Below are 16661 nucleotides of genomic sequence, written 5' to 3'. Positions count from 1 at the left end.
ACTGAGTAGACGCCCGGTCGCGCCCGTGGGTTGACCGGATTGTGCTGAATAGGCATTGACGGCGCACGAGCGGATCAACGTTACGGTGACGAAGGGTGGACGCTCGGGATATGTCCGCTTTTGTGGGAATGGGGGACCACTATGGACAGGGCCACTTCGGCGCTCGGGGATTCACGCCGGGGGGTCCAGGTCGAGCTTCCGCTGGCGGTGGATCGCGAGTCGGGGGTGGCGCTGGCCGTACAGGTGGGTGATCAGCTGCGCGCGGCGATGCGGGGCGGGGCGCTCCAGGCGGGGGAGCGGCTGCCGTCCAGCCGGCGGCTGGCGGCGGCGCTGGCGGTCAGCAGGACCGTGGTGACCGAGGCGTACCAGCAGCTCTACGCGGAGGGCTGGCTGGACGGCCGGCACGGATCCGGCACGTATGTGGCCGACCTGGTGCCAGGACCGGCGGCCCCGGAGCGGGAACCGCCCGGTCTCCCGGTGGCCCCCGAGCCGGAACCCGGTCCCGGCTGGATCGACCTGCGCCCGGGCCACCCCTGGGTGCACGGCTACGACGAGGCGGCCTGGCGGCGGGCCTGGCGGAGCGTGGGCGAGTTCTCCCCGGCCTCCCGCCCCGACCCGTACGGCCTGCCCGCGCTGCGCGCCCAGCTCGCCGAGCACCTGCGCCGCGCCAGAGGAGTTCCGGCGAGCGCGGCGAACGTCCTGGTCACCCGGGGCACCGGCCACGGCCTGGACCTGGTCGCGGCCACCCTGCTCAAGCCGGGCGACCTGGCCGGCGTCGAGGAGCCCGGCTACCCGACGGCCAGAACCGTGTTCGCGGCCCGCGGCGCGGAGATCGTCCCCGTCCCGGTGGACGACCACGGCGTGATCGTGGAAGCCCTCCCCGCCGGACTGCGCCTGCTCTACACCACCCCGGCCCACCAGTACCCGGTCGGCGGCAGGCTGCCGATCCCGCGCAGGGAACGCCTGCTGGCCTGGGCCCGGCGCACCGGCGCGCTCGTCGTCGAGGACGACTACGACGCCGAGTTCCGCTACGACGTGGCCCCCCTGCCCGCCCTGTACGGCCTGGACCCCGAACGCGTGGTCCTGCTGGGCACCCTGTCCAAGTCGCTCAGCCCGGACGTCGGCCTCGGCTGGCTGCTCGCCTCACCCCGGCTGCTGGACGCGATCGCCGCGCGCCGGCGCACGCTGGGGGACCGCACGTCCGGCCCGGTCCAGCACGCGGTCGCGACCCTGCTCCGCAACGGCGACCTGGACCGCCATCTGCGCCGCCTCCGCCTGGAGTACGCGCGCCGCAGGGCCGCGGTGGTGGCCCTGCTCGGCGACCGCGTCAAAGGCGACACGGCCGGGCTGCACGTCCTGGTCGAGCTGCCCGGACCGGCCGTGCCCGAGATCGCCCGCAGGGCGTACGAGCACGGCGTGCTGCTGGACACCACGGCTCGCCACCATCACGGCCCGCTCCGCGTGCACGGCCTGGTCCTCGGGTACGGCTCGGCCGCGCTGCACGAGGTGAAGCGCGGCTGCGCCGTCATCGCCGAGCTGATCCGCCGAACCTGCTAGCTAGATGACGCGTTCCAGGAGGCGGAGCTCCTCGCGCGGCCGGGGCACCTCCAGCGCGGGAGTGCCCAGGATGCGCTGGACGTCGATCGCCCCCGGGTCGCCCTCGACGGCGCCAGGCACCTGGGAGTGGCCGAAATGCCCGCCTCGCGCCCACAGGCGGCCATCGCCTCCGCCTGCGAGGGAGTGCGGGAACGGCAAGGGTGGGCCGGCCGGCCAGCGGCGGGGCACCTCCCAGGAGTCCAGCCAGGCCAGGATCTCGTCCAGGCCGTCGAGCTTGCTGTCGGTGAAGGGTTCCTGGACCGAGCCGAGCACCCTGATCTGGATGCACGCCCGGCCATGCCGGTTCAGGTCGCCGCCCAGGCCGCAGGCCGCCCGGGAGGGCGGGAGCTGCTGGACGATCTGCCCGTGCACCGGGTTCCACACCAGGTGAGCGGGGCGGTTCAGCTGTACGAGACGCTGGGCGACGGATTTGGCCGAGATCCCTTGTGGGTCGGTCGGCCAGATGAACCAGACCACCCGGGGCGCGCCGCCGTTCATGGGGCCGGCGTCCTGGGGAGCGGGAATTCGACTGGCATCGGGTAGCCATGCCTGGGCCACTGTGCCCCCTCATGTCCTTGGTCGCCTGGTTTCTCCCCTAGTGATCTCTCCGCGAAACTTATGATCTCTGGACTGATTCGGGAGTTTTTGCGGCCTAAGTGGGCTCCGCGGCGGTGGGCGCGGTCGGGGTGGGCGTCGGCGACGGGCTCGGCGGTCGCGGCGGCGACGTGGGGTCGGGCACGCCGTCCGGCGGGGTCCCCCGGTCCTCGCCGCGCCACCACACCTTGCAGGTCGGGTTGCCGCCCGCGGAGCGGAAGGCGATGGTCGCGCTCCCGGCCTCCTCCGGCTCGGTCACCGTGATCGTCACCCGGCCGGTCGCGCCCGCCTTCAGCCTGCCCTTGCCGGCGGAGAGGGAGACCCCGCCGGAGACGGCGGCCGTCCAGTCCAGGGCGGAGTTGCGGGCGGTCACCCAGATCACGTCGCCGGTGGTGTCGCCCATGTCCCCCGGGCAGCTCAGGCTCAGCGCCGGCGTGGTGGGCCGGGTGACCCGGGTCTTGGTGGGCGTCGGTGTCGGTTTCGCGGCGGGCCGGGGCCGCGGCGCCGTGGTGGGCGGGACCGTCAGCGTGGGCTCCGGCTCGGCCGCCTCGGTGGTCTCCTCGGGCTCGGCCGGCTCGGAGGACTCCACATCCTCGGGCAGCGGCTCCTCCTGGAGCGGTCCATCCGGAGCGAACTGCGGCTCCGCGCTGGGCGGCATGGCCTCGATCCTGATGCTGCCGCCCGCGTCCCGCCCGCTGACCCAGGCCAGCGATCCGGCCGCCGCCACCGCGCAGGCCAGCGCGGCCACGATCGGCGTCGCCCGGCGCCTGCCGCCCTTACGGGTACGGCGCTGCCGCCGCTCCGGCGCGGCCCGGCGGCCCCGCTGCGGGCGCAGCTCGGCGGTCACCGGGAAACCCTCCGGGTCGAACCGGTCGGCCCGCTGGGCGATCAGCACCCGGGTCTGGTCCCGGTCCGGGTTGACGCAGGTGTCCACCACCCGGCGGCGCAGCGACAGCGGCGGATACATGATCGGGATCAGGTCCAGCAGCCGCCCGGCCGCCACGTGCTTGCGGCGGCCCTCCCCGCAGACCTCGCAGCCCGCGATGTGCCGGGTCAGCTTCTGCCGCAGCAGCGCGCCGAACGGACCCTCCAGCGAGTCGAGCATGGCCGACAGCTCCGGGCAGTGCGCCCGGCCGACCCTGGCCAGCACCACGGCGGCGGCCGAGTTCTCCAGATGCTCGCGGGCCCGGGTCAGCCGCTGGGTCAGCTGCCGCGCGGTGAGCCCCAGCACCGCGAGCACCTCGGACTGGGACAGCCCGTGCCGCAGCGTCAGCTCCAGCGCCTCGCGCTCCTGGCGGCTCAGCTCGCCCAGCGCCTCGGACGCGGCCAGCGCCAGCTCCGGGTCCTCGGTCTCCTCCAGGCCGGGGAACGTTCCCGCCGGGGTACGGCCGGCGGCGCGGGCGGTGCACTGGAACCGGGTCAGCGCGTACAGCCAGGAGCGCAGGCGGATGGGCTCCCTCAGGCGGTGCGCCGAACTCTGCGCGGTGACCAGCGCGTCGTGTACGGCGTCCGCCGCGGCCTCCAGATCGCGCACACAGGTGTAGGCGTAGTCGGCCAGCCGGTCGGCGTACGCGTCGTAGAGGCTGGCCGGGGCGTGCGCGTCGGACTGGCGCAGCGCCTCGAGTAAACGGTGATCGTCGGCGCTACCGACGTTGGGCCATCCGGGCAACGGGTTCCTCCGCGAGAACGGGACCGGTAACGGGATTCGACGCTGGGCCCCACACGGAGAAGGACGCCCCCTTCTGTAGCCGCGTTTACTTCCCCCGAATTCATGCCCAAGCGGCATGACCTGGGAAAACAGGGACGCCGGGCCCCTGGTGGGACCCGGCGTGCCAGTGGTGCGGCTGGGACTGCGCTACTGCTGCCCGGTGGGGCAGTTGGGGGTGCAGAGACGGCGGGCGATGCCCTTGAGGAAGATGTTGCGGATCTCCAGCACGGTCTGCGGGAAGTAGGCCGTGCCGCCGGTCGTCCGGGCGATCCGGGTCATCTGGGTGCGGTTCTCGTCGGCCGCCGTGTTGAACGAGATGATCAGGATGCTCACCGGCTTCTGCGGGTTGAAGGTGGCCTTCAGCCGCTTCAGGATCGTGGCGTCGCTGATGCCGCCGCTCGGGTCGTCGTCGCCGACGCCGTCGGTGAACAGCAGGATCGTGTTGATCTTGTCCGGCTCGTACTCCTTGGTCATCTTCTGGTAGGCGGCCCAGAGGGTGTCGTTGAGGCCGGTGTTGCCGGTCGGGATGGCCTTCAGCTCGCGCAGGTTCTTGTCGACCAGCTCGCGCCGGGTGATCCCGTTCAGCTGCTGGGCCAGCGGGCCGATCGGGATGATCTCCTTCCAGTCCACCCGCGCGCCGTTCAGGTTGTCGGAGAAGACCCAGGTGCCGATCTCGGTCTTGTCCGGGAACAGCTTGAGGCCCTCGATGCCGACGTCGGAGATGGCCTGCATCCGGGTCACGCCGGTCTTGTCGGCGGGCAGCGCCATCGTGCCGGAGATGTCGATCAGGGAGAGCAGCCGGGTGCCGAGGCTGACCCGCTTCCAGGACTGGGACAGCGTGACGATCGTCTTGGCGTCCGGGAGCGGCAGGGCGGTGGGGGCCTTCGGGTTGAGGCCCTTGGCCTCGGTGAGGGCGCTGCCGACGCCGTCGGGGGTGCGGAAGCCGTACTCCTGGACGGTCTTCTTGGAGGCGCTGGTGACCAGGTCGGCGGCGAACTCCTTGGCGGCCTTGGCGGCGGGGCCCTCGGTCACCGTGGTGACGATCGGGTAGTCCAGGTTGACCGTTCCCTCGGCCGGGTAGAGCGCCACGGCCGCCGCGTCGTTCTTGGCGTTGAAGGCCCAGACCGACTGCTCGCTGGTGACGCCGATGGGCACCCGGTTGGCGGTCTTGGCGAGGGTGGCGAACAGGCTGTCGGGGGAGGTCACCTTGGACTCGGAGAGCTGGCGGAGCACGCCGACCAGGAGCTCCTCGGTGTTGGCGCCGCCGCTGGCCTTGAGCACCCCGGCCGCGGCGGCCAGCGCGCCCAGACCGGCCGCGTTCAGGCCCGGGTCGAGCACCAGCACCCGGACCTTCTTGGCCAGGCCGTCCGGGTTGGCGGCGTTGGCGGCGTTCACCATGCCGGTCCAGCTGGGGGTGAAGGCCGAGGCCAGCTGGGCGGCGGCGGCCTTGGGCGCGGTGAGCACCACGGGGGACTGCGCCACGTTGCCGGCGACCTTCGCCCCGCTCTCCGAGGGCAGCCCGGCCAGCCAGAGGCTGGAGTCGGGGATCCACATGTCGGGCCTGGCCGCGTCGCCGTTCCCGGACAGGGCCGCCGCCACGCCCGCGGAGTCGGCCCCGGAGACGGTGACCGCCACGCACTTGCCGTCGATCGTCTTGCCGGACCTGCTGAACTTGTCGGCGATCTTCTTGACGGCCGGTTCCACGTCCTTGGCCGTGATGACCTTCAGCGCCACCTTGTCCGGGCCGCAGCCGGGGGTGTCCTTGTTGACCACCACGTACGCGGCCACGCCGAGCAGGACCGCGAGCGCGACCGCCCCGGCCAGCGGCACCAGCACCTTGCCCGCGCCGCCGCGCCGCCGCGGTGGGGGTTCGGGGTACGGGTTGTAGCCGCCTTCGAGTTCATCGGTGCGATGACGTCCGCCCACGGTGGCCTCTTCGGTGTCGTTGGAACTCCCGACGGTACGCGCCTGCGCTACGCCATATAGGGAGATTCTCCGTAATGCTTACGGAACGATAGCGGCAAGCCCAAGAACGGCAAAACCATACTTTTAGTGCAGTGATTACGTTCCGTCGAATGCAGATCTTGTTCTGTGGTGCAGGACGCGATACATCTTGACACGGCCCAAACGCGATGTATCGTGATCCCCATAGGTCACGAAATTTCGTGTTTTAGTGCAGGGGTTGCCGTGTGGGGGACACCGGGGGAGTCACAGGCCGTGGCGGTCAGGCGACGCCCTGGTGACCTGTTATTGATCCAATTCGCCCCGCCGGGAGTCACTCCGGCCATCCGGCACGGCCTGCGCGGGCTGGCGAATCTACGCGAAATCGTGATGAAGGACCGGCTCTGCCATGTCTGGACCGACCCTGGCGGCGCCCGGTGCGTGATCCGCGAACTCCGCGCCGCCGGCCTGGACCTCGCCGTGGTGACGCTTCAGTGGCAGCAGGCGTGGCCCTTCCAGGCCTTGCGCCCCTCCTGTACGGCCACCGCCGCCAGTATCACCGCCACCGCCGGATCCACCCACCACCAGCCGATGGTGTTGAGCGCCAGGCCCAGCAGCACCCCGGCCGCGGTCAGCGCGCAGAGCAGGTTCTGCGTGCCCTCGCCCTCCGTCGCCGCCGAGCCCAGCCGGGCCCCCACCCGCCGCTTGGCCACGCCCAGCAAGGGCATGCTCACCAAGCTGATCGTGGTGACCGCGATGCCCACCGCGCTCGGCTCGGCCCGGTGACCCTGGCTCAGATCGTGCGCCACGTGCAGCACGAGATAGGGCGCGAGCAGCCAGAAGCTCAGCGCCACCGCCCGGGACGCGGTCTGCTCCGCGTTCGCCGAGTGCAGCCGGGCGCCGGTGAACCGCCAGATCACGATCAGGCTGGCCAGCGCCTCCACCAGCGCCGACAGTCCCCACCCGACCAGCGCCACCGAGTGCGCCCGGGTGCCCGACCAGAGCCCGAGCAGGCTCTCCGCACCGAGCCAGCCGAGGGTCGCCACCGACAGCATGCGAGCCCGGCGCGCGTCCCTCAGCCAGCCGGTTTCCTGCACGGCCGGATGCACGTGCGTTCGCGTGTCAGGCACCTTGACCCCCGATCGTCGCCCATCCGGCCAGTTGCAGCGGTGAGTACTGTATCGGTCACCCTAGGTGACATGCGAACGGCGGCCCAAAGGAGTGGCAACGGTACGCTGGCCTGATGGTCATCCAGGTCATCGAGGTGGACTCCGCCGACGACCCGCGGATCGCGGACTACACCCGGCTCCGCGACACCGACCTGCGCAGGGCGATGGAGCCGGAGCAGGGCCTCTTCCTGGCCGAGGGGGACAAGGTGATCCGCCGCGCGCTGGCCACCGGCCACCCGCTCCGCTCGATGCTGATGACCCGCAAGTGGCTGCCCTCCTTCGAGGACCTGACCGCGGACGCGCCGCTCTACGTCGTCTCCGACCGGGTCATGGAGAACATCACCGGCTTCCAGGTGCACCGGGGCGCGCTCGCCTCGATGGGCCGGCTGCCGCTGCCTGCCGTGCCCGACCTGCTCGCCGGGTCGCCGCGCCGCGTGCTCGTCCTGGAGGACCTGGCCGACCACGGCAACGTGGGCGCCATCTTCCGCTGCGCCGCCGCGCTGGGCGTGGACGCGGTCATCCTTTCGCCGCGCTGCGCCGACCCGCTCTACCGCCGCGCGGTCAAGGTCTCCATGGGCGCGGTCTTCGCGGTGCCGTACGCGCGCATGACCGACTGGTACGGCGGCCTGGCCGATCTGCGCCGGGCGGGCTTCCAGCTGCTGGCCCTCACGCCCGACCAGAGCGCGGTCGCGATCGACAAGGTCCAGCTCGGCGGCAGGGCGGCCCTGCTGCTGGGCTCCGAGGGCGACGGGCTGTCCTCGCACTGGCTGGAGGAGGCCGACCAGGCCGTCTCCATCCCGATGAGCCCGGCCGCGATGGAACTCGGCGTGGACTCCCTCAACGTGGTCGCCGCCGCCGCGATCGCCTGCCACGCCCTGCTGCGGTAGCCGCCCGCTAGGGCGTGTGCGCGACCGCCCAGCCGAGCATGCGGCGGGCGCTGGCGTACCGGTTGGCCTCGGTCGGCTCGCCGAGCACGACGCCCACGTAGGTGCGGCCGTACTTGGTGGCCACGAAGCTGAGGCAGTAGCCGGCCGCGCGGGTGTAGCCGGTCTTGAGGCCGATCACGCCGTGGCCGAGCAGTTCGTTGGTGTTGCGCCAGGTGTGGCCGGCGACGGTGTGCTGCTTGGTCCTGGCGATGGTGGCGATGACGCGGTCCTTCATCGCGGCGCGGGCCAGCGCCACCTGGTCCCGCGCGGAGGAGAACGCCCCGGTGGCGGGGAGTCCGTCCGGGTTGGCGAAACGGGTGTCGCGCAGGTCGAGCCGGTGGGCGGCGGCGTTCATCTTGGCCACGAACCGGCGCGTGCCGGGGCCGTACCGCTCGGCCAGGGCGTGGGAGGCGTCGGCGCCCGAGTTGAGCAGCAGGGCGTAGAGCAGGGCGCGCACGGTCAGGCGTTCGCCGGCGCGCAGCCCACCGGCGGTGGCGCCGTTGGCGCTGGCGTGCCGGACGTCCGCCTGGGTGATCCTGATCACGTCGTCCAGACCGGCCTCCCGGCGCACCACGTACGCGGTCATGACCTTGGTGAGGCTGGCCACCGGGACGCGGCGGCTCTCCCGCTTGTGGTAGTGGACCGTTCCCGTGGCGTCGTCCACCAGATACGCGACACGCGCCGTGACGGGGGGCGCGGGTGCCGCGACAGCCGTACCGGGAAAGGCGAAGATCAGGATCAGTGCGATGAGGGCCCCGAGGCGCATGTGGTCATGATCGCATGTCAGCCGCGCGGGGCAAGGCTGCGACAGCCGGTTCGGCCGGTTCGTCTCGGGGGGATCAGATGGCAGGACGTTTCATCATCACCAAGGACAAGGGCGGCGTCTTCCGCTTCAAGCTCGTCGCGGGCAACGGCCAGACGCTCGCGGTCAGCGGCGAGTACGGCAGCAAGGCCGCCTGCGTGAACGGGGTCGAGGCGGTGCGCAGGCACGCCACGGACGCCAAAGTCGACGACTCGGCCCTGGAACCGCTCCAGATCTAGACGGCCTTCAGGTTCACGCCCTCCCGGAACGTCAGGTCGTCCGGGTCCGTCGACCAATGGACGAGGTCACCGGTCCGCCAGCCGGAGGTGCCCGGGAAGCAGATCACGGTGCCCACTCCTTCGCCGCTCTGGTGCGCAACGGCGAGGGTGCGGGTCTGGGTGTCGTACACGTACAGGTCGGTGCTGGGGGCCAGCAGGCGCGTCCACCGTACGGGTACCGAGGAGGTGGCCTCGCCGGGCGGAAGGGCGGCGACGGCGATGAAGCGGCTCCCGGGCGGCTCGTTCCCGGTGAAGATCGGGGTGAGCGGGAGCTCGACCAGGTCGCGGCCGTCCAGACCCGTGGTGACCATACGGTTCTGCTGGTTCTCGCCGTAACAAAGGTCGGGTCCGCACCGCAGGCCCTGGACGCCGGGGGCGGGCGTCACGGGCCGCACCTCGCCGGTCTCCAGGTTGACGACTTTGGTCGCGGAGGGAATCGGTGCCGGGGTGGGGGAGGCGGTCTCCGGAACGGCCGAGGCCGTCGCGATCGTCAAATCCGTCGCTTCCTCGCCCGCGGAAATGCTGAACAGGTCGTAGTCCGAACCCAGGGCGACGTACTCGTCCAAGATCCCCGGGTAGGCGGGCAGGTCGCTCGCCCACGGCCACCCGACGGGGGTGAGGCCCTCGCTGCCGGGCACCGGCTGGGGAGTGCCGCCGCCGGGCAGGGGGAGCCGGTAGACGGCTCCCCGGTCGGACCGCACCAGGTGGCCGGTGGCGATCTCGGCGGAGTCGAAGATCGCCTCCGGGTCGTCGAACGGCACCTCGACCGGCTGTCCGCCGGAGAGCGGGACCGTCCAGAGACGGTGCCGCTGGAACTCGTCCACGAGGACGTCGAAGACCACCTGGTCGCCGCCCACCCAGGTGTGGCAGAGGGTCGAGGAGTCGGCGGCCAGTTCCGGCAGCGAGGTGAAGTCGCTCAGCCGGCCGGTGGCCGTGTCGTACACCTTGATCAGGGTGGAGGTCTCGTCGTGGAGCAGGACGCGGGTGGCGTCGAGGGTGTTCAGCATGTGCAGGTCCGGGACCGTGTCCGGCAGATCGATCAGCGCTTGGGGCCACAGGTCGCGGACGCCGGCCACCCGGACGGCCGGCGATGGCGATTCCGCGGCGGCCGGCGGCGGCGATTCCGCGGCGGCCGGTGACGGTGATCCGGCGGCGGGCTTGCCGGTGCTCCCGCCGGTGAGCCGGACCAGGGTGACGACCGCGACCAGCAGGATCGCCACGAGAACGGCAGGTAAGAACACCAACGGAACACGTCGTGACTTGTCCATGTACTGCCCCCGGTTCGCGGGTGGTGCGAACGCCCCTGTGGGGAATATGGCACCGGAACCCCCCACCGACAAGGGAACAGGTCAGACCTCGACCTTTTCGGCTTCCTGGGCCGCCGTGGCGTTCGCGCGCCGGCGACGCCGCCAGAACACGATCAGGGCGATCACGGCCGCCAGGGTGAGGCCGCCGTACAGGGGAGAGGTGGCGGCCAGTCTCAGCCACGCCCAGACGCCCGCGTACAGGCCGAACGCGGTGAGCGGGACCCAGGTCAGGCAGCCGACCGCGCTGGCCACCAGATACCAGCGGTAGTCGACGCGGAGCGCGCCCGCCACCCACGGCAGCGTGTGCCGCAGGCCGCCGGGCACCCAGAAACATCCGAAGACGGAGAGGGCGCCCCAGCGGCGGACCACGTTCTCCACCTTCTCGACGCGCTCTTTCCCGATCCTGCGGCCGATGCGCGTCTCGTAGAGCTTGCCGCCGAGCTTCTTGCCGCCCCAGTAGTAGAACTGGAACGCGCCGAACAGGGCGATCCCGCCCACCAGCACCAGCAGCCAGTACGGAACGCTGTCCACGATCTCGAAGAGGGACTCCAAGGTGCGACCTCCCCGGGAACGCGTCAATGCCTATCTATCTAAGGACAGCCTTACCTAATGCCTGGCCGTTGCGCAACTGCAAGCGTGCGGCAAGCTCCGATCAACCATCCGCGCGTACATCTAAGTGTGAGCGTAGCCGGAGGGAAGACCATGAGATCAGGTGGCGCGATCGTGCCGGTCCTGGCCGGGGGCACCGGCACGGCCGTGAGACTGCTCTGCGCCACGCTCGCGGCGATCGGCGCGTACGTGGGCGGCGGGACCGCCCACGTCGCGCCCGCCGGACCGGTCCACACGATCACGCTCTCCGCGGACCCGGTCCCCGCCTACACCGCCTGCGACCGGGGATTCAGGTGCTGAGCGCCCGTTCCGCGTCGTCCACCCATCGGGTCACGCCCACCCGCTGCGCCACCGCCAGCGCCTTCCGGTAGTGCTCGGTGGCCTCCGGCAGGCCCAGCTTCCCGGCCAGGTCGCCCAGCGTCTTGGCCACCGGCCAGAGCGCCACCACGCCGGTGCCCGCGCCCGCGATCCGGTCGTTGAACGGCTGCAACGCCGTGTACGCCTCCCGCATCCGGTCCACGTCGTCCAGCAGCAGCCCGGCCAGCGCCCGCCAGGTCATGGCCAGCTCGTACAGGAAGTCGCCCCGGACCGGCTCCCGGGTGGCCGCGATCGCCTGCGCGTCCCGCAGATGCCCGGCCGAGGCCAGCGTCACCGCGTACGCGTCGAGCGTCCACTTGGCGCCCCGCTGGTGGGCCTCCTGCAGCGCGTCCACCATGTCGGCGGCCTGCCCCTGCACCAGGTGCAGGCAGAAGGTGGCGATCAGCGGCAGATCCTGGCGGCCTTCCAGCATCCCGGCCCGCGCGGTCAGCCGCGCCGCGTTGCGGTAGGCGCGCTCGGCGCCCGGGTAGTCCCCGGAGATCATGAGGCGCTGGCCCGCGTACCAGGCCCCGACGGCGGCGGGCGCGGACAGGTCGTACTGCTGGCCCAGCCGTTCGGCCCTGGCCAGCTGCCGGTCCGCCTCGGCGAAGTCGCCCCGGGCCGCCGCGCACTCCAGCAGCACCAGATGGGCCAGCGTCTGCACCGCGATCTGCCCGGACTCCGCGCCGACCCGCAGCAGCTCCCTGCCGATGTCCTCGCGCTCGTCGACCTGCGCCATCGTGTACGACTGCCGCAGCCGCCCGCTCAGCGCCATCGCCAGCAGCCCGGGATCGCCGCTCGCCCTGGCCAGTTCCTCGGCCTCCAGCGAGGCCTGCTCGCCCCGGGGCGTGGCCGAGCCCTCCAGCTCCAGCGCGAGCGTGGCCAGCAGGCTGGCCCGCAGCGACTGCTCACCGGCCGGGAGCTCCAGCAGCGCCTTCTCGGTGACGTCCACGATCTCCCAGGCGGTCCTGGTGAAGTCGCGGGCGATGCCCTTGTGCGGCACCGCGAGCGCGGCGGCCACCCGGGCCGTCAGCTCCAGGTCGCCCAGCGGCAGCGCCACGTCCATGGCGTCCCGCCGGTGCGCGCGGGCGGCGGCCATGTCGCCGCAGAGCGCCAGCGCCCGGATCATCCGCAGCTGTAGCTCCAGCCGGTCCTTGCCCTGGCTGCCGCCGGCCCGGTCGAAAGCCGCGATCGAGCGCTCCCACTGGGAGGCCGCCTCCCGGTGCGCGAACCTGCGCTCGGCCTGCTCGGCGGCCAGTCCCGCGTACCGCACGGCCTTGCCGGCGGTCTCGGCCGTGCCGGCCAGGTCGTAGTGGTGGGCGAGGGCGGCCACGTCGCCGGGGTTGCGCTTCTCGATCACCGAGGCCACGGCGGCGTGCAGCCGGGAGCGGCGCAGGCGGGAGGCGTCCGAGTAGAGCGTGTCGCGGACCAGGCCGTGGTCGAACCTGAGCCGCCCAGGGCCAGGCTCGGTGATCAGGCCGGCCAGCAGCGCGGCCTCGACCGCGTCCACCACCAGCTCCTCATCGCCGGAGATGTCCACCAGCACGTCCACGTCCACGTCGCGGCCGATGACGGCCGCCTGGAGCAGGATCTGCTGGGCCTTCTCCGGCAGTCGGCCGATCCGCCGCCGCAGCACGTCGCGGACCCCGGACGGCACCTCGGAGATGTCCTGCTCGGCCTCCAGCAGCCGGGCGGTCTCGATCACGAAGAACGGGTTGCCGCCGGTCCGCTCCACGATGGCCGCGACCGCCTCGTCGTCCACGTCCCGCACGCAGGTGGCGCGCACCAGCGCGGCCGTGTCCTCGGGGGAGAGGCCGCCCAGCTCCACCCGGACCGGGCCGAGCCTGGCCAGCGCGGCCAGCACGTCCTGCTGCGGGTCGTTCAGCTCGTTGTCCCGGCAGGTCACCACCAGCAGCACCCGGCTGGCGGCCAGCAGGCTGGGCAGCGCGCGCAGCAGGGCCAGCGTCTGGTCGTCGGCCCAGTGCAGGTCTTCCAGGGTGATCAGCAGGGGGGCCTCGCGGGCCACGCCGGACAGGAAGCCGCCGACCGCGCGGTGCAGCCGGAACCCGCCGGAGGTCTCGTCGTCGCCGGTGGCGGGGGCGTGGTCGTCCAGCAGGGGGGCCAGCAGCGCGCCGTACTCGCCGGCGCCGCGGCGGGCGATCAGCGTGCGCAGCACCTCCACCCAGGCCCAGCCGGGCGGGGTGGCCGGGCTGTCCGGGCAGGCGCCGCCGGCCGGGATCCAGCCCTGGCTCTCCAGCTGCCCGGTGAGCTGCCGCAGCAGCGTGGACTTGCCCGCGCCGGCGTCGCCGCCGATGACGGCGATGGTGAGCCGGCCCGACTTGGCCCGGGGCGCGGCGGCCGACAGCGTGGTGAGCTCGGCGTCCCTGCCGACGAACGGCTCGGGCTCCAGCGGCGGCACCGCGCCCGCCTCGACCGGCCGGGGCGGCCAGGTGGCCGTGCTCTCCGGGCGGCGCGGCGCGGCGGTCAGCTCCAGGCCGCTGTCCTGGGCCAGGATGTCGGACTCCATCTTGCGCAGCGCAGGGCCCGGGTCGATGCCCAGCTCGTCGGCGAGGATGTTGCGCGCCTTGCGCAGCGCGGCCAGCGCGTCGCCCTGCCGCCCGCACCGGTACAGGCCGAGGGCGAGCAGCCGCCAGCCCTCCTCGCGGAGCGGGTTCTCGGTGGTGAGCGCCTCCAGGTCGGGCACGGTCTCGGCGTGCAGCCCGAGGCGCAGGCCGGCGTCCGCGTGCCGCTCCCTGGCCACCAGGCGCAGCTCGTTGAGGCGGGTCACCTCGGCCTCGGCCCACGACTGGTCGGCGAAGTCGGAGTACGGCGTGCCCTGCCACAGCCCCAGCGCCGACTCCAGCCGCGCCCTGGCCGTCTGCGGGTTGTCGTCCAGCCGTTCCCCGGCCGCCCGTACGGTCGCCTCGAAGCGGAGCGCGTCCACCTGCTCGGGGGCGGCCCGCAGCGCGTACCCGGACGCGACGGTGACCAGCAGCCGGTTGGGGCCGCCGCGCGGCCGGTTGGGCTCCAGCACCCGGCGCAGCCGCGAGATATACACCTGCAGACCGGACTGCGCGCCCTTGGCGGCGTCGTCGGCCCACAGGTCGAAGATCAGCGTGTCCACCGGCACGACCTGCCCGCGGGCGACCAGAAGCCGCGCCAGTACGGCCCGCTGCCGCAGGCCGCCGAGGTCGAGTTCGGTCTCGCTCTCGTTGTCGGCGTCGTACGCCTCGACCGGTCCCAGGACCCGGAAGACCACCTTGCTCATGTCAGCCGCCACGCTATGCGCGCCGCCAAACTGTGCACAAGGTTCTAGACATGGCCGACATCCTCACTATGGAAACAGTGATCGTCATTGTCCCGCAAGATCACGATGTTGGGGCGCGGTCGCCGCCTCCGCCGGCCTTCCGTCTCCCCGCTTACGGAGTATGGCCCAGCCGCCCAGCGCCAGACCGCCCCACGGGATCTCGATCGTGTACGTCCAGAACCCGAACAGCAGCGCCGCGGCCGTGGCGCCGTCCGCCGGCTGACCCAGCGCGATCAGCAGCGCGGCCACCCCGCCCTCCATGATCCCGGCCCCGGACGGCGTGATCAGCGCGGTGGTCAGCACCCGGCTGAGCGCGAACACCGCGATCGACTGCGCCAGCCCGGGGTAGGCGCCGGTGGCCTGGAGGCAGAGCACCATGATCAGCCACTGGAAGCCGAGGAACAGCACCATGCCGGCCGAGAGCCCCGGCCACCGGGTGCGCACGACCCCGGCGGTGTCGGCCCTGAGCCGGTTGAGCGCCTCGGAGGCGGCGTGCTCGGCCGGGCGGAGGCGGTGCGGGAGCAGCCTGATCAGCGTGTCCAGGGCACGGCCGAGCAGGGCCGCCGCCCGGTCCCAGTAGAGCGCGGCGGCGACGATCGTGACCAGCACCAGGATGGAGACGCCGCCGACCCAGCCCGCCCTGGCCACGGCGGGGCTCATCGGCTGCCCCGAGGCGAGCAGGGCGAGGATGCCGACCGCGGGCAGGATGAACCGGAACAGCGTGTTCCAGATCCCGCTCACCAGCGTCAGCACCACCACCGAGCGGACCGGGAACCCCCAGCCCTTGGTCATCGCGAAGGTGAGCGCCACCCCGGCCGCGCCGCCGAACGGCAGCAGGTTGCTGACCGCGCTGCCGGCCGCGTTCAGGGTCAGGCCCTGGGCGTGGGTGAGCCCGGGCAGGGAGCTGGTCAGCACGTGGCTGTAGGCGATCAGGCTGGCCAGCCAGACGGCCGCCATCAGGGCCACCGTGCCCCAGTCGAGCCGCCCGAACAGCGCGCCGATCTCGGTCCAGGAGACGTGCTTGCCGGTCAGCCCGCCGACGATGTCCGGCAGGAACACGATCAGGGTCACGGCCAGGCCGAGCGAGGCGGCCGACAGGGCCACCCGCAGCCACTTGTTCACGTTCCCCCTCAGCTCGGCTGGTCGAACGGATGCCTCAGCCTCGTCCCCGGCGGGAGACCGCGGCGCACGTACCATTCCGTGCCGAAAACGTAGCGGAAGATCGGGGCGGGGATTCTCAGCATCGCCCCCAGCGTACGGTCCCCGTCGCCGCCGGTGGCCTGGGTGGCGTGGGCGGCCATGGCGGCCCGCTTGGCCTTGGCGTGCCTGCGCACGTTGATGCGGTGGGTGATGTCGGCCCCCGCGGAGTAGGCGCTCTCGAAGGCCCGCACGTCCAGCTGCGGGTAGAGGCGGGCGGCCAGCCGGATGCCCTTGAGCAGGGGGTCTCGGTTGACCGTGGCCTCCAGCACGATCGGCGTCCCGGCGATCTCGGCGGCCCTGGCGCCGACCCGGTGGACCATGACGTGGTCGGGGTGACCGTACCCGCCGGCCGGGTCGTAGATGGTGAGGAGTTCGGCGGTCTCCTCCTTGAGGAGCGCGGCCAGCCGCTGGGCGGCCTCCTCCAGGTCGGCGTCGATGAAGGCGTTGTCCGGCCGGTCCTCGGCCAGGCCGCCGTCGTCGCCCAGGCCGCTGTCGGCGTAGCCGAGCTTGACCACCCGGGCGCAGCCGAGGCGCGCGGCCGACGCGTACAGCTCGTTCATCCGGGCCGCGCCGAGCTCGTCGCCGTGCGGCAGCTCGGCCAGGCCGCGCTCGCCCGCCGTCGCCACCACCAGCACCACCCGGTGCCCCTCGGCGGCCAGCATCGCCATCGTCCCGGCCGTCAGCAGCGCCTCGTCGTCGGGATGGGCGTGGAAGAACACCGCGGTCTGCACGCACCCAATGATCCCACGGATCCATTCACCCCAGCTCGCCACCCGCACAACCGACAATCATCGCGCTAGCGGCCATATCTCCCGGCTTGGCCACCGATATCCGAACCCCAACCCTTTTACCCCGGCAATCATGCGG

Annotated in this window: 14 protein-coding genes; 4 read left to right on the top strand and 10 right to left on the bottom strand. The window is 72.5% G+C overall.

Going from position 1 to position 16661, the window contains the following annotated elements; genetic code table 11:
- The first annotated feature begins 141 nt into the window (after positions 1-141).
- Positions 142-1557 carry a MocR-like pyridoxine biosynthesis transcription factor PdxR gene (pdxR, locus tag Aph01nite_RS21815; protein WP_204042803.1) on the top strand — a complete coding sequence of 472 codons (1416 nt, stop codon included), beginning with the start codon at positions 142-144 and terminating at the stop codon, positions 1555-1557.
- Here the strand turns inward: pdxR and Aph01nite_RS21810 are convergent, their stop codons facing one another.
- From Aph01nite_RS21810 to Aph01nite_RS21795, 4 genes are all read right to left on the bottom strand, one after another.
- Entirely contained in the window at positions 1558-2094 is a 537-nt protein-coding gene (locus tag Aph01nite_RS21810; RefSeq protein WP_204042802.1) for a hypothetical protein, read from the bottom strand.
- Positions 2095-2248: 154 nt separating this feature from the next.
- Complete coding sequence (locus tag Aph01nite_RS21805) at positions 2249-3859, bottom strand: RNA polymerase sigma factor (RefSeq protein WP_204042801.1); 1611 nt, start codon at positions 3857-3859, stop codon at positions 2249-2251.
- 186 nt (positions 3860-4045) lie between these two features.
- Positions 4046-5824, bottom strand: a complete 1779-nt coding sequence (locus tag Aph01nite_RS21800) for a substrate-binding domain-containing protein (RefSeq protein WP_239161871.1) — start codon at positions 5822-5824, stop codon at positions 4046-4048.
- A gap of 506 nt (positions 5825-6330) precedes the next feature.
- Positions 6331-6969 (bottom strand): cation efflux transmembrane domain-containing protein, encoded by a 639-nt coding sequence (locus tag Aph01nite_RS21795; protein WP_239161870.1) that lies wholly within the window; start codon positions 6967-6969, stop codon positions 6331-6333.
- A 113-nt stretch (positions 6970-7082) separates the two neighbouring features.
- On the opposite strand from Aph01nite_RS21795, the gene Aph01nite_RS21790 reads away from it, so the two are divergent.
- A complete protein-coding gene (locus Aph01nite_RS21790) occupies positions 7083-7895 on the top strand; it encodes a TrmH family RNA methyltransferase (RefSeq protein ID WP_204042800.1) in 813 nt (270 codons plus the stop codon).
- 7 nt (positions 7896-7902) lie between these two features.
- Here the strand turns inward: Aph01nite_RS21790 and Aph01nite_RS21785 are convergent, their stop codons facing one another.
- A complete protein-coding gene (locus Aph01nite_RS21785; protein WP_204042799.1) occupies positions 7903-8700 on the bottom strand; it encodes a D-alanyl-D-alanine carboxypeptidase family protein in 798 nt (265 codons plus the stop codon).
- Positions 8701-8777: 77 nt separating this feature from the next.
- Here Aph01nite_RS21785 and Aph01nite_RS21780 point away from each other — a divergent pair, with 77 nt between their 5' ends.
- Positions 8778-8975: a YegP family protein gene (locus Aph01nite_RS21780; protein ID WP_204042798.1), complete on the top strand. Its 198-nt coding sequence runs from the start codon at positions 8778-8780 to the stop codon at positions 8973-8975.
- On the opposite strand, the gene Aph01nite_RS21775 is transcribed toward Aph01nite_RS21780, so the two are convergent.
- The gene (locus tag Aph01nite_RS21775; RefSeq protein ID WP_204042797.1) at positions 8972-10234 is read right to left on the bottom strand and encodes a hypothetical protein; all 1263 of its coding nucleotides are present in this window, start codon (positions 10232-10234) and stop codon (positions 8972-8974) included. The two genes, Aph01nite_RS21780 and Aph01nite_RS21775, sit on opposite strands and share 4 nt — an antisense overlap.
- 129 nt (positions 10235-10363) lie before the next feature.
- A complete protein-coding gene (locus Aph01nite_RS21770) occupies positions 10364-10873 on the bottom strand; it encodes a DedA family protein (RefSeq protein WP_204042796.1) in 510 nt (169 codons plus the stop codon).
- Between the two features lie 150 nt (positions 10874-11023).
- On the opposite strand from Aph01nite_RS21770, the gene Aph01nite_RS21765 reads away from it, so the two are divergent.
- A complete protein-coding gene (locus tag Aph01nite_RS21765; RefSeq protein WP_204042795.1) occupies positions 11024-11230 on the top strand; it encodes a hypothetical protein in 207 nt (68 codons plus the stop codon).
- Here the strand turns inward: Aph01nite_RS21765 and Aph01nite_RS21760 are convergent.
- The 3 genes from Aph01nite_RS21760 to Aph01nite_RS21750 all read right to left on the bottom strand — a co-directional run bounded on the left by Aph01nite_RS21760 (position 11220) and on the right by Aph01nite_RS21750 (position 16525).
- Positions 11220-14555, bottom strand: a complete 3336-nt coding sequence (locus tag Aph01nite_RS21760) for an ATP-binding protein (protein ID WP_204042794.1) — start codon at positions 14553-14555, stop codon at positions 11220-11222. The genes Aph01nite_RS21765 and Aph01nite_RS21760 overlap by 11 nt on opposite strands.
- An 84-nt stretch (positions 14556-14639) precedes the next feature.
- On the bottom strand, positions 14640-15716 hold the full coding sequence (locus Aph01nite_RS21755) for a lysylphosphatidylglycerol synthase transmembrane domain-containing protein (protein ID WP_239161868.1): 1077 nt from the start codon (positions 15714-15716) through the stop codon (positions 14640-14642).
- Between the two features lie 8 nt (positions 15717-15724).
- Positions 15725-16525 (bottom strand): PIG-L deacetylase family protein, encoded by an 801-nt coding sequence (locus Aph01nite_RS21750; RefSeq protein WP_239161867.1) that lies wholly within the window; start codon positions 16523-16525, stop codon positions 15725-15727.
- Between the last annotated feature and the right edge of the window lie 136 nt (positions 16526-16661).

This window comes from Acrocarpospora phusangensis (assembly GCF_016862995.1).
Lineage (GTDB): Bacteria > Actinomycetota > Actinomycetes > Streptosporangiales > Streptosporangiaceae > Acrocarpospora > Acrocarpospora phusangensis.
The sequence above is the reverse complement of the archived record's forward strand: the minus strand, read 5'-3'. Positions and strand labels throughout refer to the sequence as shown.